Annotated in this window: 24 protein-coding genes; 21 read left to right on the top strand and 3 right to left on the bottom strand. The window is 53.0% G+C overall.

Annotated elements, in window-relative coordinates:
- Positions 1–4 precede the first annotated feature (4 nt).
- The 13 genes from IR195_RS12255 (at position 5) to IR195_RS12195 (ending at position 11,829) form a co-directional block, all read left to right on the top strand.
- The gene (locus IR195_RS12255; protein WP_203463240.1) at positions 5–931 is read left to right on the top strand and encodes an electron transfer flavoprotein subunit alpha/FixB family protein; all 927 of its coding nucleotides are present in this window, start codon (positions 5–7) and stop codon (positions 929–931) included.
- A 232-nt stretch (positions 932–1,163) separates the two neighbouring features.
- The gene (locus tag IR195_RS12250) at positions 1,164–1,775 is read left to right on the top strand and encodes a superoxide dismutase (RefSeq protein ID WP_089037765.1); all 612 of its coding nucleotides are present in this window, start codon (positions 1,164–1,166) and stop codon (positions 1,773–1,775) included.
- Positions 1,776–2,148: 373 nt separating this feature from the next.
- The gene (gene nrdH, locus IR195_RS12245) at positions 2,149–2,370 is read left to right on the top strand and encodes a glutaredoxin-like protein NrdH (RefSeq protein ID WP_009722061.1); all 222 of its coding nucleotides are present in this window, start codon (positions 2,149–2,151) and stop codon (positions 2,368–2,370) included.
- 9 nt (positions 2,371–2,379) lie between these two features.
- Positions 2,380–2,829: a class Ib ribonucleoside-diphosphate reductase assembly flavoprotein NrdI gene (gene nrdI, locus IR195_RS12240; protein ID WP_125748944.1), complete on the top strand. Its 450-nt coding sequence runs from the start codon at positions 2,380–2,382 to the stop codon at positions 2,827–2,829.
- A 56-nt stretch (positions 2,830–2,885) separates the two neighbouring features.
- Positions 2,886–5,009: a class 1b ribonucleoside-diphosphate reductase subunit alpha gene (nrdE, locus tag IR195_RS12235; RefSeq protein ID WP_206049790.1), complete on the top strand. Its 2,124-nt coding sequence runs from the start codon at positions 2,886–2,888 to the stop codon at positions 5,007–5,009.
- 43 nt (positions 5,010–5,052) lie between these two features.
- A complete protein-coding gene (gene nrdF / locus IR195_RS12230) occupies positions 5,053–6,024 on the top strand; it encodes a class 1b ribonucleoside-diphosphate reductase subunit beta (RefSeq protein WP_038485235.1) in 972 nt (323 codons plus the stop codon).
- Between the two features lie 62 nt (positions 6,025–6,086).
- A complete protein-coding gene (locus tag IR195_RS12225) occupies positions 6,087–6,497 on the top strand; it encodes an NUDIX hydrolase (RefSeq protein ID WP_241006717.1) in 411 nt (136 codons plus the stop codon).
- 291 nt (positions 6,498–6,788) lie between these two features.
- On the top strand, positions 6,789–7,571 hold the full coding sequence (locus IR195_RS12220) for a DUF3450 domain-containing protein (protein WP_206047683.1): 783 nt from the start codon (positions 6,789–6,791) through the stop codon (positions 7,569–7,571).
- Complete coding sequence (locus tag IR195_RS12215) at positions 7,568–8,938, top strand: MotA/TolQ/ExbB proton channel family protein (protein WP_206047682.1); 1,371 nt, start codon at positions 7,568–7,570, stop codon at positions 8,936–8,938. The genes IR195_RS12220 and IR195_RS12215 overlap by 4 nt, the downstream gene beginning before the upstream one ends.
- A 1-nt stretch (position 8,939) precedes the next feature.
- Positions 8,940–9,482, top strand: a complete 543-nt coding sequence (locus IR195_RS12210; protein ID WP_125748936.1) for a MotA/TolQ/ExbB proton channel family protein — start codon at positions 8,940–8,942, stop codon at positions 9,480–9,482.
- Positions 9,475–9,882: an ExbD/TolR family protein gene (locus IR195_RS12205; RefSeq protein WP_125748933.1), complete on the top strand. Its 408-nt coding sequence runs from the start codon at positions 9,475–9,477 to the stop codon at positions 9,880–9,882. Before IR195_RS12210 ends, IR195_RS12205 begins: the two co-directional genes overlap by 8 nt.
- Complete coding sequence (locus IR195_RS12200; RefSeq protein ID WP_125748930.1) at positions 9,879–10,646, top strand: TonB family protein; 768 nt, start codon at positions 9,879–9,881, stop codon at positions 10,644–10,646. Before IR195_RS12205 ends, IR195_RS12200 begins: the two co-directional genes overlap by 4 nt.
- Positions 10,647–10,728: 82 nt before the next feature.
- Positions 10,729–11,829, top strand: coding sequence for a hypothetical protein (locus IR195_RS12195; RefSeq protein ID WP_172421055.1), 1,101 nt, complete (start codon positions 10,729–10,731; stop codon positions 11,827–11,829).
- A 67-nt stretch (positions 11,830–11,896) separates the two neighbouring features.
- On the opposite strand, the gene xthA is transcribed toward IR195_RS12195, so the two are convergent.
- Positions 11,897–12,733, bottom strand: a complete 837-nt coding sequence (xthA, locus tag IR195_RS12190) for an exodeoxyribonuclease III (RefSeq protein ID WP_206047681.1) — start codon at positions 12,731–12,733, stop codon at positions 11,897–11,899.
- Positions 12,733–12,981 carry a hypothetical protein gene (locus tag IR195_RS12185; RefSeq protein WP_172421054.1) on the bottom strand — a complete coding sequence of 83 codons (249 nt, stop codon included), beginning with the start codon at positions 12,979–12,981 and terminating at the stop codon, positions 12,733–12,735. Before IR195_RS12185 ends, xthA begins: the two co-directional genes overlap by 1 nt.
- Before the next feature lie 145 nt (positions 12,982–13,126).
- Here IR195_RS12185 and rhlB point away from each other — a divergent pair, with 145 nt between their 5' ends.
- Together rhlB and dinG are read left to right on the top strand one after the other, a co-directional pair.
- Positions 13,127–14,401, top strand: a complete 1,275-nt coding sequence (rhlB, locus tag IR195_RS12180) for an ATP-dependent RNA helicase RhlB (RefSeq protein WP_146944862.1) — start codon at positions 13,127–13,129, stop codon at positions 14,399–14,401.
- A gap of 5 nt (positions 14,402–14,406) precedes the next feature.
- A complete protein-coding gene (gene dinG, locus IR195_RS12175; RefSeq protein WP_206047680.1) occupies positions 14,407–16,536 on the top strand; it encodes an ATP-dependent DNA helicase DinG in 2,130 nt (709 codons plus the stop codon).
- Positions 16,537–16,603: 67 nt separating this feature from the next.
- Here the strand turns inward: dinG and IR195_RS12170 are convergent, their stop codons facing one another.
- Positions 16,604–17,680: a 3-deoxy-7-phosphoheptulonate synthase gene (locus IR195_RS12170; protein ID WP_125748911.1), complete on the bottom strand. Its 1,077-nt coding sequence runs from the start codon at positions 17,678–17,680 to the stop codon at positions 16,604–16,606.
- A 380-nt stretch (positions 17,681–18,060) separates the two neighbouring features.
- Here IR195_RS12170 and rpoE point away from each other — a divergent pair, with 380 nt between their 5' ends.
- The 6 genes from rpoE (at position 18,061) to lepA (ending at position 24,670) form a co-directional block, all read left to right on the top strand.
- Positions 18,061–18,660: an RNA polymerase sigma factor RpoE gene (gene rpoE, locus IR195_RS12165; protein WP_125748908.1), complete on the top strand. Its 600-nt coding sequence runs from the start codon at positions 18,061–18,063 to the stop codon at positions 18,658–18,660.
- Between the two features lie 296 nt (positions 18,661–18,956).
- Entirely contained in the window at positions 18,957–19,697 is a 741-nt protein-coding gene (locus IR195_RS12160; RefSeq protein WP_206047679.1) for a sigma-E factor negative regulatory protein, read from the top strand.
- A 218-nt stretch (positions 19,698–19,915) separates the two neighbouring features.
- Positions 19,916–20,704, top strand: a complete 789-nt coding sequence (locus tag IR195_RS12155; RefSeq protein ID WP_241006716.1) for a MucB/RseB C-terminal domain-containing protein — start codon at positions 19,916–19,918, stop codon at positions 20,702–20,704.
- A gap of 14 nt (positions 20,705–20,718) precedes the next feature.
- On the top strand, positions 20,719–21,165 hold the full coding sequence (locus IR195_RS12150; protein ID WP_125748899.1) for a SoxR reducing system RseC family protein: 447 nt from the start codon (positions 20,719–20,721) through the stop codon (positions 21,163–21,165).
- Positions 21,166–21,245: 80 nt separating this feature from the next.
- Positions 21,246–22,661: a DegQ family serine endoprotease gene (locus tag IR195_RS12145; protein WP_125748896.1), complete on the top strand. Its 1,416-nt coding sequence runs from the start codon at positions 21,246–21,248 to the stop codon at positions 22,659–22,661.
- Positions 22,662–22,852: 191 nt separating this feature from the next.
- On the top strand, positions 22,853–24,670 hold the full coding sequence (gene lepA / locus IR195_RS12140; protein ID WP_125748893.1) for a translation elongation factor 4: 1,818 nt from the start codon (positions 22,853–22,855) through the stop codon (positions 24,668–24,670).
- Position 24,671 lies beyond the last annotated feature (1 nt).

Genomic DNA, 24,671 nt, shown 5'->3' with positions numbered 1-24,671 from the left:
TCTCATGAGCATTCTGGTACTTGCCGACCTCCATGAAGGTCAGTTAGCGGGCGCAACCGCTCACGTAGTAGCTGCTGCCAAGGCGATTGGTGGTGATATCGACGTGCTGGTGGCCGGTGAAGGCGTCCAAGCGGCTGCGGATGCTGCCGCAAAGCTTGACGGTGTCAGTAAAGTTCGCGTTGCCGATAACGCCGTATACGCCCATCAGCTTGCCGAGCCAATGGGCGCGCTATTGGTTGAATTGGCTGGCGACTATACCCACGTGTTGGCCGGCGCCTCTACCACTGGTAAAAACGTACTGCCGCGCTTGGCTGCCTTGAAAGATGTTAGCCAGCTGTCCGACGTGATTGGTGTTGAAAGTGCTGACACTTTCCTGCGCCCCATCTATGCGGGCAACGCCATCGCCACAGTAAAAAGCGACGACGCGCTGAAAGTGATGACCGTGCGTACCACCGCGTTTGATGCGGTCGAGAGCACGGGTAGCGCCTCTGTCGAAGCGGTAGACGTAGTGGTTGAAAATGGTCAGTCTAGCTTTGTTAAGCAAGAGCTGGCGCAATCCGACCGCCCTGAACTTGGTGGTGCTAAAGTCGTGGTGTCTGGTGGTCGTGGTATGGGCAACGGCGAAAACTTTAAGCTGCTTGACGGCATTGCTGACAAGCTGGGTGCTGCCATTGGTGCCTCACGAGCGGCGGTAGATGCCGGTTTTGTGCCCAACGATATGCAAGTTGGTCAAACCGGCAAGATCGTAGCCCCTGAGCTATACATTGCCGTGGGTATTTCTGGTGCGATTCAGCACCTAGCGGGCATGAAAGACTCAAAAGTGATTGTAGCGATCAACAAAGACGAAGAAGCGCCGATCTTCCAAGTCGCTGATTATGGCTTGGTGGGGGATCTCTTCGAGGTTCTGCCGGAGCTTGAAAGTAAGCTATAAGCCACTGAATCTAAACTGGCTAAAAGCCGACTTCATCAGAAGTCGGCTTTTTTATTGACGATGAATTCGATAAACTGCCAATAGTTGACTAAGGTACTGGGGTATAAAACGTACCGGTTGCCAATAATCGCTACTCGCGGTAATTAATTATAGCCGTGATGGTTGAAAAAGGTGAGGTAAGACCACACCTAGCTAGGTGAACGTAACAAAAGCCACTTAAGGAGAAGTTAGCATGGCACATACACTTCCAGAATTACCGTACGCTTATGACGCGCTTGAGCCGCATATCGATGCGATGACGATGGAGATTCACCACTCTCGTCACCACAATACTTACGTCACTAGTTTGAATGCCGCGCTTGAAGGCACAGGCCTTGAAGACGTGCCGGTAGAAGAACTGGTTGCCAATCTTGATCGTGTACCGGAAGAGAAGCGTCAAGCCGTTATTAATCACGGCGGCGGCCATGCCAACCACTCTATGTTCTGGCAAATGATGTCACCTAATGGCGGTGGCCAGCCCCAGGGTGATGTGGCCAAGGCGATTGAAGCCGAGCTAGGCGGTCTGGACGCGTTCAAGGAAGCGTTCAAGGCTGCAGCGCTGGGTCGCTTTGGTAGCGGCTGGGCATGGCTCTCCGTGACACCTGAGAAAAAGCTGGTTGTTGAAAACACCCTGAACCAAGACAGCCCGCTAATGCATGGCAACACGCCGGTATTGGGTCTGGACGTTTGGGAGCATGCATACTACCTGAAGTTCCAAAACAAGCGCCCTGATTACGTAGCAGCCTTCTTTAACGTCGTTAATTGGGAAGATGTTGAGCGTCGTTATCAGGCGGCTATCGCCTAAGCTTACATCGATAAGTAGAGGTGCCAAGCGATATGACTTGGCGCCTTGGAAAAAACCGCTTCCATTGGGGGCGGTTTTTTTTGTTTTGGAGCAGGTTGGCTGTTTCTGAAGCAGTGCTTATGGCGGCTCTTATGAGGGCTATTAAGAGCGCTCCTGGGGCGGCTCTGGGAGCTGCGTCGTAGGCAGCTATTGAGAGGCTGCTGGGTATGATATTGGGTACGAGCTGTCAATAACCTGTGGATTAAAAAATACCATATATGCTTGAATTGATTTTCTCATGGTCTATATATAGTATGCGTAGTGTCTTCCAGAGAGGGCGAGCACAAGATATGCTCTACCCGAAAAACACCGCTATGAAAAGGAAAAAATAGCCATGGATATCCAAATTTATAGCAAGCCTGCTTGTGTTCAATGCACTGCTACCTACCGTGCGCTGGATAAGCAGGGCCTAGAATATACCGTTATCGATATCACTGCAGAAAGCGGTGCCCAGGAAGAAGTGGAAGCACTGGGTTATCGCCAGTTACCTGTCGTGGTTGCAGGTGAAGATCATTGGTCTGGTTTTCGTCCTGACCGCATTCAAGCACTAGCGTAAAACATCGCTATGCAAAACGCTGGTGTGGAAGCTGGGCGCAATCGTTCATTAGTTTATTTTTCCACTAAGTCAGGCAATACCCACCGTTTTATACAAAAGCTTGGCTTAAGCGCCCAGCGGCTGCCATTAAACCGTGAAGAACCAACGCCACGCGTAGAGCAGCCCTACATATTAGTGACACCTACCTATGGTGGCGGCTATGCCGAAGGGGCAGTGCCGGGGCAGGTGATTCGATTTCTAAATGATGAGCACAATCGTCACCTTTTACGGGGTGTTATTGCTGCTGGTAATACGAATTTTGGTGAGGCATACGGATTGGCAGGGCGAATTATTGCTCAAAAGTGCCAGGTGCCGCTGCTTTATCGATTTGAACTGTTTGGCACTGACGACGATGTCGCCAAGGTCCGCAAAGGAGTAGAAGAGTTTTGGAAACGTCAAGCTCAGTCTCTAGCAACGTAGCTGCTAACAATGTCGCTACAACGAATTCGGCAGAAACAAAACGGCCGACTGCGGGGGTGTCCGAGGCGCGTACCCTGGATTACCATGCGCTGAACGCGATGTTGAATCTATACGGTGCCAATGGTGAATTGCAGCTCGATAAAGATCGCGAAGCCGCTCGCCAGTATTTCCTGCAGCACGTTAATCAAAACACCGTGTTCTTCCACTCGTTGGAAGAGAAGCTCGATTACTTAGTTGAAGAACAGTACTACGAAGCAGAAATGCTGGCTCAGTACAGCTTTGCCTTCATTAAGGCGCTGTTTGAGCAGGCATACGCCTATAAATTCCGTTTCCCGAGTTTCTTAGGCGCTTTCAAGTATTACACCAGCTACACGCTGAAAACCTTCGACGGTAAGCGTTACCTTGAGCGCTATGAAGACCGTGTCTGCATGGTGGCGCTGACGCTGGCGCGTGGCGATGAAGCATTGGCCAAGTCGCTGGTTGATGAAATTATTAGCGGCCGTTTTCAGCCAGCTACGCCGACTTTCCTAAATTGCGGTAAACAGCAGCGCGGTGAGCTGGTTTCCTGCTTCCTGCTGCGTATTGAAGACAACATGGAGTCGATTGGCCGTTCGATTAACTCCGCGTTGCAGCTCTCTAAGCGCGGCGGCGGTGTTGCCTTCTTGCTGACTAATATCCGCGAGTCCGGCGCACCTATTAAGCGTATCGAAAACCAGTCCTCGGGTATTATCCCGATTATGAAACTGCTGGAAGACGCTTTCTCCTACGCTAATCAGTTAGGTGCACGCCAGGGCGCCGGTGCGGTTTATTTAAATGCTCACCACCCGGATATCCTGAGTTTTCTCGACACTAAGCGTGAAAATGCCGATGAAAAAATTCGCATTAAAACGCTGTCGCTGGGCGTAACGATTCCAGACATTACCTTTGAGCTGGCCAAGCGCAACGACGATATGTACCTGTTTTCGCCCTACGATGTTGAGCGGGTTTATGGCGTGCCATTTGGAGATATCAGCGTAACTGAGAAGTACCATGAGATGGTCTCGGATGCGCGTATTCGTAAGCACAAAATCAATGCCCGTGCGTTCTTCCAAACCCTGGCCGAGCTGCAATTCGAATCGGGCTATCCGTACATCATGTTTGAAGATACGGTTAATCGTGCGAACCCGATTGCCGGCCGTATCAATATGAGCAACCTTTGCTCTGAAATTCTCCAGGTGAATACGCCCACCGAATACGATGACGACCTTGGCTATCGCCAGGTCGGTCAGGACATCTCCTGTAATCTTGGTTCGATGAACATCGCTAAGGTGATGGACTCAGGCGATATTGGCACCAGCGTTGAGATTGCTATTCGTGGTTTGACCGCGGTTTCTGAAATGAGCAACCTGCGCAGTGTACCTTCCATTGCTGAAGGTAACGCCAAGTCTCGCGCCATTGGCCTTGGGCAAATGAACCTGCACGGATTCCTGGCGCGCGAACACATTTATTATGGTTCGGAAGAGGGGCTGGACTTTACCAACCTCTACTTCTACTGCGTGGCATTCCATGCGATTCGTGCGTCTAACCGGCTGGCGATCGAGCACGGCGAAGCCTTTGCAGGGTTTGAGGACTCCACCTACGCATCGGGCGCTTTCTTTGATAAGTACACCGATCAAGCGTGGCTGCCGAAAACCGAGAAAGTGCGTCATTTGTTCGAGCGTAGCGGTATTGCACTACCGACCCAGGAAGAGTGGCAGGCGCTAAAGGCATCGGTGATGGCACACGGGCTGTATAACCGTAACCTGCAGGCGGTGCCGCCAACGGGTTCTATCTCATATATCAACCACTCCACCTCTAGTATTCACCCGGTGGCAGCGAAAATTGAGATCCGTAAAGAAGGCAAGCTGGGGCGTGTTTACTATCCGGCGCCATTCTTGAATGAGGCGAACTTCGATTATTTCCAGGATGCCTATGAAATTGGCCCTGAGAAAATTATCGATACCTATGCTGAAGCGTCTAAACACGTCGATCAGGGGCTGTCGTTAACGCTGTTCTTCCCTGATACCGCCACCACGCGGGATATTAACAAAGCGCAAATTTACGCGTGGCGCAAGGGCATCAAGACGCTTTACTACATCCGTTTACGCCAGAGCGCGCTTGAAGGTACGGAAGTAGAAGGCTGCGTCTCCTGCTCGCTGTAATCGTATATCGCTTTTATTAGATCATGTTGGTGAGAGAATTTTGATGACCACTATGCAACGCCTATCGCGGGTCGATGCGATCAACTGGAACCGCCTTCAGGACGATAAAGACCTGGAAGTGTGGAACCGCCTGACCAGCAATTTCTGGCTGCCGGAAAAAGTGCCGCTCTCCAACGATATTCAATCGTGGAACACCCTGACTCAGCAGGAAAAACAGCTGACGATACGCGTGTTCACTGGCCTGACGCTGCTCGATACAATTCAGAGCAGCGTGGGCGCGCCAGTATTAATGGAAGATGCACGCACACCCCATGAAGAAGCGGTTTACACCAATATCGCCTTTATGGAGTCGGTGCATGCGCGCTCTTATAGCTCAATTTTCTCAACACTGTGCGCGACGCGGGATGTGGATGATGCGTTTCGCTGGAGTGAAGAAAACCCGACGCTGCAGGCGAAGTCTGAGTTGATTCTTGAGCGTTACCGCTCCGACGATCCGTTAATGCGTAAAGTGGCTAGCGTCTTCCTTGAGTCATTTCTGTTCTACTCGGGTTTCTACCTGCCGATGTACTGGTCGAGCCACGCCAAGCTGACCAACACGGCTGATCTGATTCGTTTGATCATTCGTGATGAGGCCGTGCACGGCTACTACATTGGCTACAAGTTCCAGCAAGCACTGGCAGAAGCCACACCCGAGCGCCAGCAAGAAGTGAAAGACTATGCTTATGAGCTGCTGCTAGAGCTTTACGACAACGAAGTGCGCTATACCGAATCGCTCTATGATGAGGTGGGTTTAACGGAAGACGTGAAGAAATTTCTTCACTACAACGCCAACAAGGCACTGATGAATCTCGGGTTTGAACCGTTGTTCCCCAGCAGCGTCACCGACGTTGACCCGACGATTATGGCCGCGCTTTCGCCCAGTGCAGATGAAAACCACGACTTTTTCTCCGGCTCTGGTTCTTCCTACGTGATTGGTAAGGCTGTTGCCACCGAAGACGACGACTGGGCGTTTTAAGCTTATCGTCGGCGGCTTTTCAGCGCCGTTGATAGTTTGATGAGGCAAGAAAGGAGGGGGCAGTGCTGGGCAATACCGAAAAGACGCACAACCTGCTGAAAATAGCAGCGGCAGTCGTGAGTGACCCTTCGGGGCGTTTGCTATTAGTACGCAAGCAGGGCACGCGCTTTTTTATGCAGCCAGGCGGTAAAATTGAGCCAGCAGAGGAGGCCATCGCAGCGCTGTGCCGTGAGTTGGAGGAAGAAGTTGGCTTACGTATAGCAAGTGATCAGCTACGTCCTTTGGGCATGCAGCGTGCCTTAGCAGCCAATGAGCCGGACACTGTGATTGAAGCACAGTTGTTCAGTCTGGTGATTGATCAGCCTGTCCATGCAGGGGCGGAGATTGTCGAAGCGGTTTGGGTAACCCGCGAAGAAGCATTAAGGCTGCCGTTGGCGCCGTTGACCAAGCAGCATGTTGTGGTTGCTGCTTAGAAACGCTTTTGCTGTATTTTTACGGAATCTGTGTTTTTGCTGAACCTGTGTTTTTAAACCTATGTCTTTAAACCCATGTCTTTACTGAAGGGCGCCACTTGGCGCCCTTTTTTTATGGTGGAGTGATGGTCAGTAGCGAAACGCCATTGAATGCTAATGATAAATATTGTCATTTATTCTATTAGTGTTAGGCTATGCACTGCTTAAACGAAACGCAAATCGTTCATTATACCTAATGAGTTTCTAGCGCGCCGTTAATGGCGACGTGCTAATCAGTAACGGAGACGTAACGTGCTGAAAAGGCCTTTCTTTGCCTTGCATGGAGGCTGGCTTGCCGGAGTGCTGGTCAGCGGTACGCTAATGGCAAGTGATGAGACAGTCGATCAAGCGGCCCAGGGTGTCGAGGCCCAGCAAGCGCAGTCCGCACTTCAGCAGCAAATTGATGAGGCTGATGACGCTACGCGTTCAGCGATTGAAGAGCTGCGCCGCCTAGAGCGGGAAACCCGCCAGATGGAAGCATCCAATGCTGCCCTAAGTGGCCGCCTGGCCAGTGAAGCCAAGCGCCTGCAGCGCCTCGGTCAGGCACTCGATACGTTAAGCGACACGCGCGCCGCGCTGCCTGCTGTTGAACAGGATATGACAGAGCAGCTAGTTAGTTGGATCGAATCTGACCTGCCGTTTCTGCAAGACGAGCGTTTAGCGCGTGTTCAGCCTACTGAACAGCAGGCTTCAGCAAGTGCGACGCGGATTGCCAATTTGCTGGAGGCTTGGCGTGCCGAGTTGGCGTATGGCCGTGAAGTGGATAGCTGGCGTGGTCGTTTGCAATTAGCAGAAGGTAATCCGCGTGAAGTGGACTATTTGCGCATTGGCCGAATCGGCTTTTATTACCTAACCCCTGATGGTCGAGAAGGGGGTGTGTGGGATAAGGCGAGCGGTGAGTGGCAGGCGCTTGATGAAAGCGCTCGCCGCGAGGTGCGTAACGGTCTACGTATTGCTGATGATCAGCGCACGCCAGAGCTGCTGCGTGTACCGCTTTCTATTAGTGCTAATGACCACGCAGGGGGCCAGCAATGAGTCTGTTAACACGCCAGCGAGGCGCGCGCAGAAGCATCATTTGTTTTGCATTACTGGCAAGCCTTTTGGGCGGCAGTATGGCAATGGCGCAAACTGACAGCGTTGGTTCGTTACGTGAAGCTCGCGAAGCCGCTGAGGCGCGTGACCAAGCGCGCTTGCAGTCGTTCCTTGATGATCAAGAGGCGTTGGATGAGGCACTAGCAGAGGCGCGGGCTGAACATCAAGCTGCAGAAGAACAGCAAGTCGCGTTAGCCGCGCAGCAACAGGAACAAGCGCAACAGGCTCAAGCGCTGGCTGCGCGCCAGGAAGAACAGGGCGAAGCACTCACTTCGCTGTTGGCGGATCTGTCACGGCACAGCGAAGAGGTACGTAACGAGCTAGGTGGTGACAGCTGGTTAACGCTGGATGCTGATGCGTTACCACCGCGTCTTAATGAGATCGAGGTGCTGGAGCGTCAACAAATCGAAACTGTCGTGGACAGTTTAGCGATGCTAACGCTGAGTACTGGGCGTGCCGAGCGACTTGAATTACCGGTGGCCGATGCCAGTGGCGAGATTGAATCGAGAAGTATCGTGCGCCTGGGTGATTTTGCAGCGTTTACTGATACCGCACTGCTCAGCAAAGGCCAGGATGATGGTGGCCTGGCGGAAGTGCCGCATACTCCGGCCGAAATCAGCGATGTGCTGGCGACTTATCATCAGGGTCAAAGCCGAGTATTTGCCATTGATCCTACCCAAGGTAGCGTGCTGCAAGCTCTCGCTCAGCAGCCAAGCCTTTGGGAGCGATTCCAGCAGGGCGGTTATGTCGGTTACGTCGTGGTGGCGCTGGGTGGCTTTGGTCTCTTAGTGGCATTGGCACAGTACCTTTACCTAGTGGTCGTCAGTGCGCGGGTGCGCCGTCAGCGTAAGACGCTGGATCAGCCGAACGCTAATAACCCGCTGGGGCGCGTGCTCCAACGCTTCCAGGAATTGGATAAGCACCAAACACCGGAAGCACTGGAAGCAAGGTTAGATGAGTCAGTATTGGCTGAACTACCGCGCATTGAGCGTGGCCAGCCGATTGTTAAGCTGCTGGCAGCCGTGGCACCGCTGCTGGGTCTGTTGGGCACAGTGACCGGCATGATTGTTACCTTTCAGGCGATTACCGTGTTTGGCACCGGCGACCCGCAGCTAATGGCGGGTGGTATTAGTCAGGCGCTGGTAACAACGGTGTTGGGTCTTGTAACAGCCGTGCCGCTACTATTTGCTCAGACAGCCTTAGCGAGCCGCAGTCGCTTGATTACCCAGGCCATTGAAGGTGAAGCCAGTGCCACCTTAGCTGACCATCTTGAAGCGCAGTCGACGGCTAATGCGCAAGCGGTGACCTAATATGCCCACGTTACCTCTTTGGCTTGAGCCCGTTGAGCGGCTGCTTGATGCCGGTGGTGCCGTTTTAGTAGTGCTGGCATTCGTTGCCGTGCTGGTGTTTGGGATGGCAATTGAGCGCTGGTGGTATTACCGCTTTAGTTGGCGGCGTGCCCGTCGCCAATTGATCCGCCGCTGGGCGGCACGCAGTGACCACCGTAGCTGGAGTGCACGCACGCTACGCAATGTCTGGACAGAGGCACTGGTTGCTAAGCTACGCCGCCCGCTGCCATGGATCAAACTGCTGGTAGCGCTATGCCCACTGCTAGGCCTACTGGGCACTGTTACCGGTATGATTGCCGTTTTCGATAGCCTGTCTCTTAGTGATACCCATCAGGCGCGAGCCATGGCCGATGGGGTTGCCCGTGCCACGCTGCCCACGCTAACCGGCATGGCGATTGCTGTGGTGGGATTGCTATTTATTAGTCGTTTAGAGCACGTGATTCGTCGCGAAGACCAGCGGTTACACGACCGCTTAGCCCGTGCCTTGGAGGAGAATGATGCGTAGACGCCGTTCCATAGACGCCACGGCTGATAGCAATGAAGTTAACCTAACGCCGATGCTGGACGTTGTCTTTATCATGCTGATCTTCTTTATTGTGACGACCAGTTTCATTAAAGAGAGTGGTGTTGAGATTGAACGCCCCGAAGCGGCAGCGGCAAGCCCACGCCCTGACGCACAGGTGCTGATTGCTGTGACGCCGGAGGGAGCTGTTTGGGTCGATGGTAAACCAGTCGATGTGCATCGTATTGGCCAGCAGGTTGCCGATATGCTGAGTGATGATGGCTCCGTTGTTATCCAGGCTGACCGGGAATCCACGACGGGCTTGCTGATTGAAGTGATGGATCGCCTCAAACAAGCGGGTGTTGATCAGATCGCCGTGGCAGCGAGCCGGAGTGCATCATGATTCGTCATGTCCTCTCGATACTCGGTGGCATTGCCTTAGCCGTTGGCTTGTTTTGGATGTTAGCGCTACTGGTGACGCCCCCAGAGCGCTCGCCGGAAACACCGATCATGTCAATGTCGATGACGATGATAGAAGCGCCAGAAGTGGCGCCTGAGCAAGAGGCACCGCCGCCTGCGCCTTCTGAGGCGGCGCCAGCAACTCCGCCGCCGATGCCGATGCCAGCGCCGGCACCTATCGCAGATAGTGCGATTGCGCTACCTGAGGTAGAGCTTCCGGAAGAGCCAGTGGAGCCGGTTGAGTTGGAGAGTGAGTTGCCTGAGCTGACTGAAATAACGCCCGAGCCGACCCCGCAGCCCGCGCCGAAGCCGTCTCCAAGGCCGGCGCCGCAACCTGAGCCCGCACCACAGCCGGCAGAAACAGTCGCGCCTTCTCCCGCGCCGTCGACAGTGCAGCGTGCCGCCGCGCCAGCGGTAGAGCCAGCGCCATCGAATGAGCCTGTCAGTGTTGGGCAAGTTGCCCCGACAAGTCGCGTAGACCCTTCTTATCCACCGCGTGCTCAGCGGCGGGGCATGGAGGGCTTTGTTGAAGTGGAATTTGTTATTCGTCGGGATGGTAGTGTCGATAACGGCACGATCCGCGTGACGCGGGCACAGCCGAGGCGAGTGTTCGAAGACGCTGCCCGCGAAGCGATCGCGCGCTGGCAGTTCGAACCCGGTCAGCAGCTTCGTCGCGCCACGCAGCGCATTGAATTCCAGTTGAGATAGTTCGTTGAGATAGTCCGATGGAATGGTCTGTTGGAATGGTTCGTTGAGTCAGCCCATTGAAAATGCCAGTCGAGGAAAGAGTATGCAGCGTTGGGTGGGAATCGTCGTATTAAGCGCGCTAAGCGTCATGGCGCACGCGAACGAACCGCTGCCGGGTGATATTGTTCGCGATCTTAATGGCTTACAAAGCCAATTAGCTGAGCAGCCCAGCGGCGAGGCTGATAGCGATGTGCTCGAGCGTATTACGCGCCATGCGCGATCCCAGGCGGCGCGCCTCGCGGGTGGCAATCGTGCGGACCAGTGGGCAAGTGCACTTTATCATCAGCTCGCCGCGAGTGCGCTGGTGCGTCAAGGTGAGCACGTTGCGGCTGCTGATGAGCTAGCCAGTGCGCGACAGCGGCCTAGCGTGCCTAACAGTCAAATTCTGCGTTGGCTGCGTGATGAGGCGTCGCTACGTCGCGCCGCTAACCAGCGGCCCGAAGCTATCACGCTGTATGAACAGTGGCTAACTCAATCTCAAGGTAGTCCACACTACGATGAATCAGCATGGCGGCTGATTCGTTTGTTAGTGGAAGTAGAGCGCTGGGATGATGCTGCTAAATGGCTGACTCCGTTACTACAAAAAGGTGGATTGACGGACACGCAGCAGACACTAACCACGCTAGTGTTACGCAATGCGGAACAAAACGAGCAGGCTCTCGGTTGGCTGGTGGGGGATTTGAATGCGCAGAGCGATCCTGATGCTTGGCGTCAGGCGGCAGGGCTTGCCCAGCAAGCAGGTCAGGCGGGTGTGGCGGCTGGCGTGTGGGAGATGGCATGGCAGCTGGGGAAGTTCACTACGCTCGAAGATCGCTTAACGTTAATTCGTCTGCATTTGGCGGGTGGCACGCCAGCCAGGGCAGGTGAGCACTTAGAAGCGGCTATTCAAGAAGGTGTGTTGGCGCGTGATGAGGAAACGTTACGGCTGCTGGCGGGGGCATGGCAGCAGGCTAGGCATGTTGATAAGGCGCTAAATGCTTGGAGGGCGCTTGCTGAAAGCACTCAACAAGCAGAAGACTGGCGGCAATATGGGCAGCTGGCTTACCGCTGGGGGCAAGATGATCAGGCCGAGGAGGCTCTTATCAGGGCGGCAAATCTTGGCGATGATCAGGCAGGACAGTGGTTGGCAAATTTTGAAGAGTGACGTGCAAAACCCTCAACAAACGCCCCTCGAACAACCTTAGGGGCGTACATGTGCTTGGCTTTTTTACTCAGTCAGTCGTCTGGGAAAGCGTCAACGCAAAATCGCTCCAGGTAGGAGCGTGATCAGAAGGTCGCTCCATGCCGCGCAATTCATAATCGATGCCTGCGCCGGTGAGGCATTCGGCAAGCGGTTTAGACACCAGGATGTAGTCAATGCGCAGGCCGCGTTTTGGCTCGCGGTCAAAGCCCTTTGAGCGGTAGTCAAACCAGCTGAACCACTCACTATTATCTGGGTGACACAGCCGATAGCTGTCGCTAAGCCCCCACGCTTTTATACCTTCAAGCCATTCTCGCTCGATAGGCTGAAAGCTGGCTTTGCCCTCACGCAACCAGCGTTTGCGGCTTGGTTCGCCAATGCCAATATCCTGATCTTCCGGGGATATGTTGAAATCCCCCATGATCGCCAGCTGTTCTTCAGGATGGTGCTGGTTGTGTAGCAGGTTTGCCAGCTGCTGATAGAAGCGCGCTTTGTGCGGGAATTTAGTTGGGTGTTCAATGTTTTCACCCTGGGGGAAGTAGCCGTTCCAAACAGTGACTGTTTCGCCGTTATCGGCCAGTAACTGCACGCCAATCATCCGGCGTTGGGCGTCTTCCTCATCATCAGGAAAGCCATAAAATACCGCTTGGGGTTTTTGCCGACACATTAAGGCAACCCCGTAATGGCCTTTTTGACCGTAATAAAAAATGTGATAGCCCATGGCTTCAACGTCAGCCAGAGGAAACTCACTGTCGTGTACTTTGGTTTCCTGTAGGCCAATGACGTCTGGCTGCTGCGTATCAATCAGCGCTTGAAGCTGATGAAGTCGCGCCCGGATGCCATTGATATTAAACGAGACCAGACGCATTACGAACGATCTCCTGAAGGGGTGTCTCCTTCTTTATCAGGATGGATGGCAATATTCTGTCCGTCTTGCTGGCGTGCCAGTTTACGCACGGCTTGAAGCTTGCGTTGTTGCTGCTTTTTAGCCACAAAACGGCGAGAAGGAGCCACGGCATCAGGGTTGTCATGGCGCCATTTTTTGTAATCTTTGCGGCGACCAGTGCGGATAGTTACCTTATCCGCTAGCGAACGAGTTTTTTTCTTACGCGTCATGTCGCGCTCCTTGGGTTAATTGATGCCTCATTCTAACAGGCAAGCGCACTCCTTCGACAGCAGGACGCGCTCTTATCGCCAACCCCTGGTACAATGCGCACTTCGTGATGCCTAACATCCACAGCAATGGACAGATACACAGCCTATGAGCGAGCCGGAACAGACCACAGCATCGGCCCAGAACCGCAAGCCTAAACGCCGCCGTCGGAAGCCGCGTCGTCGTCAATCAAACTGGGATCTTCGTCAGTTTCAGGTGCCCGCCGTTGCCGGCAAGTGGCGCTTTCATGACTTTGATCTGCCGCTGCCTTTGATGCGTGCCATTCATGCCCAGGGGTTTGAATACTGCACGCCTATTCAGTCAGAGGCGCTGCGACACACGCTGCTGGGTGGCGATATTGTCGGCAAGGCGCAGACAGGCACCGGAAAAACCGCCGCCTTTTTGATCTCGGTAATGGCTTATTTTCTGGAAGAGCCGACCCCCGATGGCCAAAAGCAGGGTGCACCCCGTGCGTTAATTATTGCGCCTACCCGGGAATTGGCACTGCAAATTGAAAAAGATGCTAAAGCGCTTGCTCGCTTCACGCAGCTCAATGTGGCCAGTGTTGTCGGCGGCATGGACTATCAAAAGCAGCGCGACAGTTTGGGTAAGAAGATCGATATTTTGGTGGCAACACCAGGTCGCTTGCTGGACTTCCATCAGAAGCGTGATATCGACCTTTCCGAAGTTGAAGTGTTGGTATTGGATGAAGCGGACCGTATGCTTTCCATGGGCTTTATTCCCGATGTGAAGCGCATCATCCGTTATACGCCTAAAAAAGAGCAGCGCCAGACGTTTCTGTTCTCGGCAACCTTTACCGATGATATCTTAAACCTAGCGAGTCAATGGACGCTCAATCCTGCCCATGTAGAGATTGAAGTTACCGTTGAGAATCAGGCCGATATCGATCAACGCGTTTATTTAGTATCTGATGACGACAAGCAGCGACTGTTGGTGAACCTGCTGACACAGGAGAGTTTCGAGCGCGTGATGGTGTTTGGTAATCGCCGTGATCTCGTGCGCAAGCTAGATGATTTGCTGAAAAAAGCGGGTGTCAGTGTCGCTATGCTATCAGGAGACGTGCCACAAAATCAGCGCATCAAAACCTTGGAAAGCTTCCGTGAGGGAGATATTCAAGTGCTGGTGGCAACTGATGTCGCAGGACGTGGTATTCATATTGAAGATGTCAGCCATGTGATCAACTACACGCTGCCGGAAGATCCGGAAGATTACGTTCACCGTATTGGACGTACCGGACGTGCGGGGGCCAAAGGCGTCTCGATTAGTTTTGTTGGCGAAGAAGATGCATTCTCGCTACCAGAGATTGAGCGCTACATTAACGGTAAGTTGCCCTGCGAACATCCGCCGGAAGGCATGCTGTAACGCGCATGCTCGATAATGCGCTAAAAAGCGATATTCAAGACGCCTATCGTCGCGTGGTGGAAAAGCTTGAGCTGACACCACGCTATGGCCAGCGTCTGATGATCGCAGAAATCGCCCGTACGCTAGGTGGTATTGAGCAGGATAGCGAAGGCAAGCGCACAAACGATAATCATGTGTGTGTGCTGGAAGCGGGTACCGGAACCGGTAAAACGCTTGCCTACCTGATTGCCGCATTGCCGATTGCTAAGGCGCAGGGAAAGCGACTGATTGTTTCCACCGCAACGGTGGCGCTGCAGGAGCAAGTGCTTAATCAGGACTTGCCTTCACTTGCCAGTCATAGCGGTATTGCCTTTCGTTACGCCTTGGCAAAAGGGCGCGGCAGGTACGTATGTGTTGCGCGCCTTGATCAGGCGTTGGAAGGCTCTGAGCCAAACCCGACGCTGTCGCTGTTTGAGCAGTCACTTCAATCCCACAGCAGTGACTTTTCTCTATTGGCTACGGATCTGGCCGAAGCTTACGGCAAAGGTGAATGGGCTGGTGATCGTGATACATGGTCGTCGTCGATCGACGACGGTCATTGGCGACAGCTCACGGTAGACCATCGCCAGTGTACTGGGCGTCGCTGTGGTCATTTCGGTGCCTGCGCCTTTTTCCGTTCCCGGCGTGAGCTGGAAGATGCCGATATAATCGTGGCTAACCATGACTTAGTTCTTGCTGACCTGGCGCTGGGTGGTGGGGCGATTCTCCCTGATCCGGCTGACTGCATTTTTGTCTTTGATGAAGGCCACCATCTGCCCGATAAGGCGCTTTCCCACTTTGCCCATCGCTTTGCGGTACATGGCTGCCTGCGTTGGTTAAAAACACTGAAAAGCAGTCTAACCGATCTGCATCAAGGGTTAGCAGTTCAGCCGACGATTGCGCGTTTGCTCGCCGGGCTACCTGAGCTGCTGCATAACTTAGAGCCTGCTTTGGGCGATGTGTTTAGCATGGGGCACCAGCTGGCGGGGCGGGAAAACGGCTTGTCGGATGAAGAAGCGAACCATCAGCTGCGTTTTGAAAAAGGCCAGGTGCCAGAAGTGCTTCGCGAACAAGCACAGCAACTGCTAGTTATGTTTGCCACGCTGTCACGCAGCCTGGAGAGCATTAGCGATATTCTGCGCGAAAGTCTCGATCCTGATAAGCAAACAGGCTTGGATCGGGATCAGGCCGACACCTGGTTACCGCTGATTGCACTACTTCATGGGCGTTCGCTTGATGCCCATTCACTATGGCAAGCGTTCAGTGAGCAAGATGCTGCCAATGCGCCGCCTAGTGCGCGTTGGATTACGCTTAGTCGTGTGGCGGGAGAGCCGGAAATTGAGTTTTCGGCAAGCCCCGTATCCGCGGCGCATACCCTTGCGAAACATTTGTGGGGGCGTTGCCATGGCGCGCTAGTAACGTCAGCAACACTTACCGCGCTGGGGCGTTTTGAGCGAATCCAAGAGCGCGCTGGGCTAGCAAACCGCTATCGTTATCAGGCGTTGCCGAGCCCCTTTGATTACGCCAATGCCGTTTTGCGCGTGCCTAAGGAAGCGACCGATCCCAGTGATCGCGATGCCCATGAAAGCGCCATCGTCAATTTCGTGGCCCAATTGGGAGACGACGAAGCTGCGCTGGTGCTGTTTTCTTCCCGGGCGCAATTGCGAGCGGTGGAAAAAGCCTTGCCTGCGAAGGCTAAGGGGCGCGTGTTAGCGCAGGATGCGCTGCCTAAACATGAATTGCTTGAACGTCATCGCGCGGCTGTCGATGATGGCAATGGGAGCATCATTTTTGGTTTGGCCAGCTTTGCTGAAGGTATCGACTTACCTGGCGACTATCTTACCCATGTGGTGATTACCCGGCTGCCATTTGCAGTGCCCGATGATCCGGTGGGAGCCACCCTTGCTGAGTGGATTGAGAGCCAAGGCGGTAATCCGTTTATGCGAATTAGTGTTCCAGATGCGTCAATCAAGCTAGTGCAGGCCTGCGGGCGGTTGATCCGTAAGGAGAGCGACCGTGGCGTTATCACGCTGCTGGACCGCCGGGTGATTACGCGTCGATATGGCCAAGCATTGCTAGATGCTCTGCCGCCATTCAAACGAGAAATCATCGCGTAATAAAAGATAGCCATAAAAACGCCCCGCTAAGGCGAATTACCTTGCGGGGCGCTTAGGGGCTGGCTTTTTACTGTGCGATGCGCTGAGCGAGCACTGGCGCAAGCTTTTCGTTCATGCGGGTAAAGGTTTCAACCGTTGTGTCCCAATCGATGCAAGCATCAGTGATGGAGACACCATAGGTTAGCTGGCTAAGATCGGCAGGGACTTTCTGGTTACCCCAGCCGATGTTCGATTCAACCATCAAGCCGATAATGGACCTGTTGCCTTCGAGGATTTGGTTGGTGACGTTTTCGAGCACCAGCGGCTGTAGGCCAGCATCTTTATTAGAGTTGGCGTGAGAGCAATCGATCATAATGTTGGCTGAAAGATTGGCTTTTTTAAGCTCTTTTTCAGCCAGCGCAACGCTGACGCTATCGTAATTTGGCTTGCCATTACCACCGCGCAGCACGACGTGGCCGTAAGCGTTGCCCCGCGTGCGAATAATGGCAACTTGGCCTGCGTTGTTGATACCCAGGAAGTTATGCGGGCTGGCAACAGACTGCAGAGCATTAATAGCGACGTCGAGGCTGCCGTCGGTGCCGTTTTTGAAGCCGACTGGGCAGGAGAGCCCGGATGCCATTTCACGATGGGTTTGCGATTCTGTGGTGCGTGCGCCGATCGCAGACCAGCTAATGCAGTCTTGCATATACTGGGGGGAAATCGGGTCTAACGCCTCCGTTGCCAGTGGCAGGCCAAGTTCAGCCAGGTCGACAAGTAGCTTGCGCGCGATATGCAGGCCTTCATCAATTTCGAAAGAGTCGTTAAGATGAGGGTCGTTGATCAGCCCTTTCCAACCGACTGTGGTACGGGGCTTTTCGAAGTAGACGCGCATGACAATGTACAGGCTATCGCTCACTTGGTCTGCCAATTGACGCAGGCGGCGGGCATAGTCTAGTGCTGCATCGACATCATGGATGGAGCATGGGCCTACAACGACGAGAAGCCGGTGATCTTTACCATCGAGGATGTTTTGAATGGTATGGCGACCCTCAATAACAGAGCGTTCCGCAGCTTCTGTGAGCGGAATAGCCTCTTTAAGGGCTTCGGGGGTGGTGAGAACATCCTGTGCAAGGACGTTAAGATTACTAACCTGCAGATCTGACATCGTGCTACCTGTGCGTGCGCTATGGACTAAAAAGTGGCTCTACTATGGCGTGTCAGGCAGGTAAAAATCAATTGTTACGGAACTTGATCTAGACGAAAAGTGTCGCGGTCAAGATTTTGTGGGGCTGCGGGTCACGTTGAGAGGAACGAGCGGGGGAGTATGTGTAAGCGCTTGATGCTCCGTTAAGAACGCGTAACACTAAGTGCCACAGAAATACTTTTTTACACTGAATGTGGTAGGCGAATCATTCATTATTATCTGTCATCATTAAGATTAACCAATGCCCAAGGGACACTATGCTGCTTGCTGTGAAGGCCCATATGAAAGGGCAAAGAGAAATAGCGCTCGGCGTGCGTCGCACGAGCGGAAGGGGGGTGTGAATGGGCACTCGTGAAACAGACCAGCAGTTGGTTGAACGTGCCCAAAAAGGTGACACACGCGCTTTCGATCTACTGGTCAAAAAATATCAGCACAAAATTATTGGATTGATCGGACGTTATGTTCACGATCACTCCGAAGTACAGGACGTGGCGCAAGAAGCCTTTATCAAAGCGTATCGAGCGCTAGGGAAATTTCGCTCGGAAAGTGCGTTTTACACATGGATGTATCGTATTGCGATTAACACTGCCAAAAATCATTTAGTGTCTCGTGGGCGCAGACCGCCCGGCAGTGATCTAGATATTGTCGATGCTGAAATAGTGGACCAGAGTGGACGATTGGCTGACGCTGAGTCACCAGAGGCATCGATTGCTCGCGATCAATTAGAGGCAGCCGTTTACGAAGCTATTGAAAATCTGCCAGATGATTTACGCACGGCGATCACGCTGCGTGAACTGGACGGTCTTGCGTATGAGGACATTGCTCAAGTGATGCAATGCCCCGTAGGCACCGTGCGTTCACGTATTTTTCGCGCCCGTGAGGCGGTTGATGAGCATATACGCCCACTAGTAACAACCGCGCGGAACAGTCGTGATGAGTAAGGAGCGGATGGCGGTAGAGTTAGGGCGCTAAATTCACATTTGATTACGTTTTTAGATTTTTTGTGAACTGTCTGGAAAGTGAAGCGTCATAGAACCTGACGATCTTAGTTGGGTCGAGTAAGCGCCAAGTAGACGCTCAATGTTCAGTAGTTAAATAGTTTAATCTGCTGATAATTAAGCGTTTAGAAGTTGGCGATTTGAAACGAGGTCTTGGCCTGTGGAGTTGCTGCGGTGGTAAACACTTGGTAGCAGTGTCATCGCAGCGCTTCTAATAACACAGTGTGAGGGTGTGAAGTATGAGTCATAACACACGGGAGTCGCTTTCAGCATTGATGGATAGCGAGAGTGACGAGCTTGAATTGCGCCGAGTGTTGAAGTCATTGCCTGACGATTCTGATGCGGCGGAGACATGGCGGCGCTACCATTTAGCACGCAGCATGATGCAGCGTGAGAGAAATGTTGATGTGAGCGTTGATCTTTCTGCTGGCATTATGGATCGATTGCGCGATGAACCTGCTCCAGCCCTTGAAAACGACGCGGTAGCTACTCCCGTTCGTTCAGGTGGGCTTTCCTTTGCCCGTGGCGCCGGGGTGGCGGCTGCCGTTTCACTGATGGTTATTACCGGGGTGCAGTTCTTTAACAATAGCAGCACAACCTCTGGTGGCACGCAGAGTGCCGGCGGTAGCATTGCTGCCCAGTCTGGCGGTAGTGTGCAGGTTCAGCCTGTTACCCTCGCGGCTTCTCAGCCCGCTTCTATGACGCCAGCAGAAATGCCGATGTTTGAGCAGACGCCATTTCGTGTGAATGGTCAGTTTGGACAGGGTGGCCTTATGAATGTCAGCGAGGCTGGGTTCTCAACACTCCAGGCGCCCCAAGGAGATATGGCCCAGCAAACACTCGCTATTGATGCAGATCAGATCCGCCTGCTTAAGACCTACCTTGAGCAGCATGCGCAAGGTGCTGCCGGTGGAAGTGGCGATAGCTGGATGCCATTAATGCGCTCTTCTTCAGTAACCGAGCCTCTAGGGCAACGTTAATCTTAGGTGCGTTGGCCGGCTTTTTTAACCAAGTGAGGGCCCGCGTGGCTGGAAATGTGATAGGTAAATATCTTTACGGGAGAGGTAAGTTGGCAGTTGGTCTGTGCCTATTGAGCACTAGTTTGCTGCCTCTCCAGCTGAAAGCTGATAGCTACCCATCGCTTTCTTGCGCAGATGCACCCAGTCAAGCTTCTTTCACTACTGCTCATGAGTGGTTAGTGTCTAGCGTTTATGCTGGACACTGCTTTGAGTTTCAAGCGCGTGCTGTTTCCATTGATGCGATAGGGGTGAGAACGTTGGCGCTTTCCCATCGCGTTCGAAATGGCGTTCGGCAACAAGTTGTGCAACACCTAGATGGTCCGTCCGTTAGCGTTGAACGCCGCTCCATCGCTGGGCATTTAGCTTGGTTTCCACCTGACGAGTCCGACTCAGCGTCCGCAGCAGATGCATGGGCGGAGCATGTTGCCGAGTACTATGACATTACGCTTCAGGATAAAACACGCGTAGCCGAACGTGATGCCGTAGAGCTTCAATTTTCACCTATTGATAGCCAGCGATATCACCACACCTGGTGGATCGATCAAGCGACAGGACTATTGCTTAAGCATGTACTTAGCGATGCTCAAGGCCGTGTTCTTGAAACCTTCCAGATTACCCAGCTTCGCTCTCCTGCCGCCTATAGGGGGGAAGTGCCTGGTCCTACTGACGAGAGAATGCTTGATCAACCTTGGCAAGTAACTTGGCTTCCCGACGGTTTTGTTGAGCAACCGTTGGAGCCGGGGCAGCAGAGTGGTCAGCGCGTGTATAGCGATGGGTTAGCGACTGTAAGCGTGTTTGTGTCGCCCATTCGCCAGTCAGCGTTGAAGGAAGGCCTTCAACGAATCGGTGTATCGAACGCTGCTGTGTCGCTGATTGATGTTGAAGATCAGAGCTGGCAATTAGTCGGCATCGGCGAACTGCCTGCTGAATTGGTGCAGCGGATTGTTCAGTCAGTGGAATTTGAATAACTAGGCACATCGTTGTGAACACTACAGATTGCAATGCTATCGTACGTTCAGGCACTGTCATTGCTCACTCTGGAGCAGGGTTAGTGGTCGATGCGTCAAGCAGTGTCGCCTGCCAGCAGTGTGCTGAAGGACGTGGGTGTGGCGTAGGGTTGTTAGCTCGCCGTCGGCCACGCACTGTCATTGATCCGGGCGTTTTACCCTCGCAATATTCAAACCTTTATCCAATAGGTAGCTTGGTTTCGTTCACCGTCCCTAAAAGTGATGTCAATACTCTGGCGCTGCTCGTTTATGCACTGCCTCTTGTATTGGCCCTCATCATTACGGGTGCGGCGTCAGGAGTGGGTGCGCGTGATTGGGTTTGTGCAGTGTTGTTTTTTAGTACGTTAATTAGCTCTGTCATTATCCTGAAATATCTACTGCGCGGACGAATGGAACGCTTCCGTCCGCGACTGGTCAGTTAATACTCCTGTAACTCGCTGAGAGTTGCACTCCCTTGTGTTTAGTACGTGGTTAGTACTTTTGCTTGATTAGGAGCTGTTGCATGAAGCGCTTGGTTTTTCCTTCCGCATTTTGGCTGTGCTTTATAGTGCTTTTGGTCGTTGGGCAAAATGCCCACGCCCAGAACTTGCCAGACTTTACCAAGTTGGTAGAAGACGCTGCCCCTGGTGTAGTTAATATCTCTACTAGCAGGACGATTCAGCGTAGCTCTGGTCCCTCTATTCAAGGGTTTGGTGGCCAGGATATTCCCGAAATATTCCGTCACTTTTTTGGCGATAGTTTTCCTACGCCTCCCCCTAGCCGAGGGCCAAACCGCAGTGAAGAGCGTCAGTCGCTAGGTTCTGGCTTCGTCATTAGTGCGGATGGTTACGTGCTGACGAACGCCCACGTGGTTCAAGATGCTGATGAAATTCTGGTGCGATTAAACGATCGTCGAGAACTAACCGCAGAGCTAGTGGGTAGCGATACGCAAACAGATGTTGCGCTACTGAAGGTTGATGCTAACAACTTGCCAGTGCTTGATCTGGGCGACTCTGACGAATTAAAAGTCGGTGAGTGGGTGGCTGCCATAGGCTCACCCTTTGGTTTTGACCACTCTGTATCTGCTGGCATTGTGAGTGCTATTAACCGCACGTTGCCCCGTGATGTTTATGTACCCTTTATCCAAACCGATGTTGCCATTAATCCAGGTAATTCCGGTGGCCCGTTATTTAATCTTGAGGGTGAAGTTGTTGGTATTAACTCACAAATACTGACGCGTAGCGGTGGCTTCATGGGCCTCTCGTTTGCTATTCCCATTAATGTCGCCATGGATGTGGCTGACCAGCTACGTGAAGACGGGCATGTGAACCGTGGTTGGCTGGGCGTAATGATTCAGCCTGTGTCTCGTGATCTAGCTGAGTCGTTTGGCATGGAAGAAGCTATTGGTGCGCTAATTGCTGACCTCGACCCGGAGGGGCCCGCGGCGCAAGGTGGCCTTCAAGCGGGGGACGTTATTATTGCAGTGAACGGCGAAGAGGTGGATCGTTCTAGCACTTTGCCGCGTTTGATTGGTCGTGTTGCGCCTGGCAGCGATGTGGATTTAACACTGATGCGCGATGGCGAAGAGGTAACCGAAACGCTTGAGCTGGGCAGCTGGCCCGATTCAGACATTGCTCATAGCGATTCGGGCAGCAATAATCAGGTTCGTCTAGGGGTAGCCGTGGTCGAAATTGACGAGGCAACTCGTGATCGCCTGAATATTGGTGGTGGCGTAGAAGTGCGTCAGGTCGAACCCGACAGTGTTGCCTCTCAGGCGGGGCTGCGTGTGGGTGATGTATTAGTCAGCATTGATCATCGCAGCGTTTCTTCGGCGGATGAGCTGTTGAGAATTGTTGAAGAGTTGCCAAATGATCGTGCAATTCCACTTCGCTTGTATCGAGATGGACGCTCGCTATTTGTGGCGTTACGTCTAGAGTAACCCACTGATTGTCTCTCCAGTCCGGCGGTTCTCGCCGGACTGCTGTTCCTATCCCGCGCATATCGCTACAATAGCGCTTATCTTTTTGACGAACATTGGCAAAGTAGTCGTGCGGCAACCTTTATTGCCAGCGAACATGGGCTCTATAAAGCCAGCTACACCTTGCATACCTATAAGGCAGAACACACTCGATGTCTCAAGATGTTTCCAGCGGAAAGCTCAAGCACATACGCAACTTCTCCATCATCGCGCATATCGATCATGGTAAATCGACGCTATCAGATCGTTTAATTCAGACCTGCGGTGGTTTGACCGAGCGAGAGCTTAAGGAGCAAGTGCTCGACTCCATGGATATTGAGCGCGAGCGTGGTATTACCATCAAGGCGCAGTCCGTTACGCTTGACTATACCGCCGCAGACGGTGAAGTCTATCAGCTCAACTTCATTGACACGCCTGGGCACGTGGACTTCTCTTACGAGGTGTCGCGTTCTCTTTATGCCTGTGAAGGGGCGCTGTTGGTGGTAGACGCCGCACAAGGCGTGGAGGCTCAATCGGTAGCCAACTGCTACACCGCGATTGAACAAGGCTTGGAAGTGCTCCCAGTACTTAACAAGATTGATTTGCCCCAGGCTGACCCCGATCGTGTTGCACAGGAAGTTGAAGAAATTATCGGTTTGGATGCCACCGATGCCTGCCAAGTGTCGGCTAAAAGCGGTATCGGCATCGATGCTTTGTTAGAGCGACTAGTGCGGGATATTCCGCCTCCTAAGGGTGACCCAGAAGCCCCCTTACAAGCACTTATTATCGACTCTTGGTTCGATAACTATCTTGGAGTTGTCTCGCTAGTGCGCTTGTTCGATGGAACTCTGCGTAAAGGCGACAAAATCCGCATCAAGTCCACCGGGCGTGATTGGGGAGCCTCCGAGGTAGGAATCTTTACACCGCTGCGTAAAGAAACCAATATTCTGCGTGCTGGCGAAGTAGGCTTTATTGTCGCTGGCATTAAGGAGATTCATGGAGCGCCGGTGGGCGATACAATCACCCACACCAAGACCCCTGATGTTCCCCGCTTGCCTGGTTTCCAAAAAGTGAAACCGCAGGTATATGCAGGTATGTTCCCGGTTAGTGCCGATGACTATGAAGACTTTCGAGACGCGCTTGAGAAGCTTGCCCTCAATGATGCTTCGCTTGAATATGAACCGGAGAACTCGGATGCATTGGGCTTTGGTTTCCGCGTCGGCTTCCTGGGTACGCTGCACATGGAGATCATTCAAGAACGCTTAGAGCGTGAATATGATCTTGATCTACTGACCACTGCGCCGACAGTGGTATATGAACTCGCCATGAAAAACGGCGATATTCAATACGTATCGAACCCCTCGAAATTGCCGGATATGGCAGACGTTGATGAGATGCGTGAACCCATCGTGCGTGCCAGCATTCTGGTCCCTCAGGAGTATGTTGGTAACGTGATCGCCGAGTGCGAGCAGCGCCGCGGCACACAATTAGATATGCAGTTCCTGGGTAATCAGATCCAGTTAACCTACGAGCTGCCGATGTCAGAAGTGGTCATGGACTTCTTTGATCGTCTGAAGTCTATTTCTCGTGGTTATGCATCACTAGAGTACAACTTCGAACGTTTTGAAGCGGCTAAATTGGTTCGCCTGGACGTACTGATCAACGGCGATAAAGTTGACGCGCTAGCCGTCATTATCCACCGAGACCATGCCCATAACCGGGGTCGCCTGCTAGTGGAAAAAATGAAAGAGCTGATTCCACGGCAAATGTTTGATGTGGCTATTCAAGCAGCGATTGGTGGCCAGGTTGTCGCGCGCTCAACAGTCAAAGCGCTGCGTAAAAACGTGACGGCCAAATGTTACGGCGGCGATGTAAGCCGTAAGAAAAAGCTCTTGGAAAAACAGAAGGCCGGTAAGAAACGGATGAAACAGGTGGGGCGTGTTGAAATTCCCCAGGATGCCTTCCTTGCTGTGCTCAAGGTAAACGACTAGG

This window comes from Vreelandella venusta (assembly GCF_015689495.1).
Taxonomy (GTDB): domain Bacteria; phylum Pseudomonadota; class Gammaproteobacteria; order Pseudomonadales; family Halomonadaceae; genus Vreelandella; species Vreelandella venusta.
The sequence above is the reverse complement of the archived record's forward strand: the minus strand, read 5'-3'. Positions and strand labels throughout refer to the sequence as shown.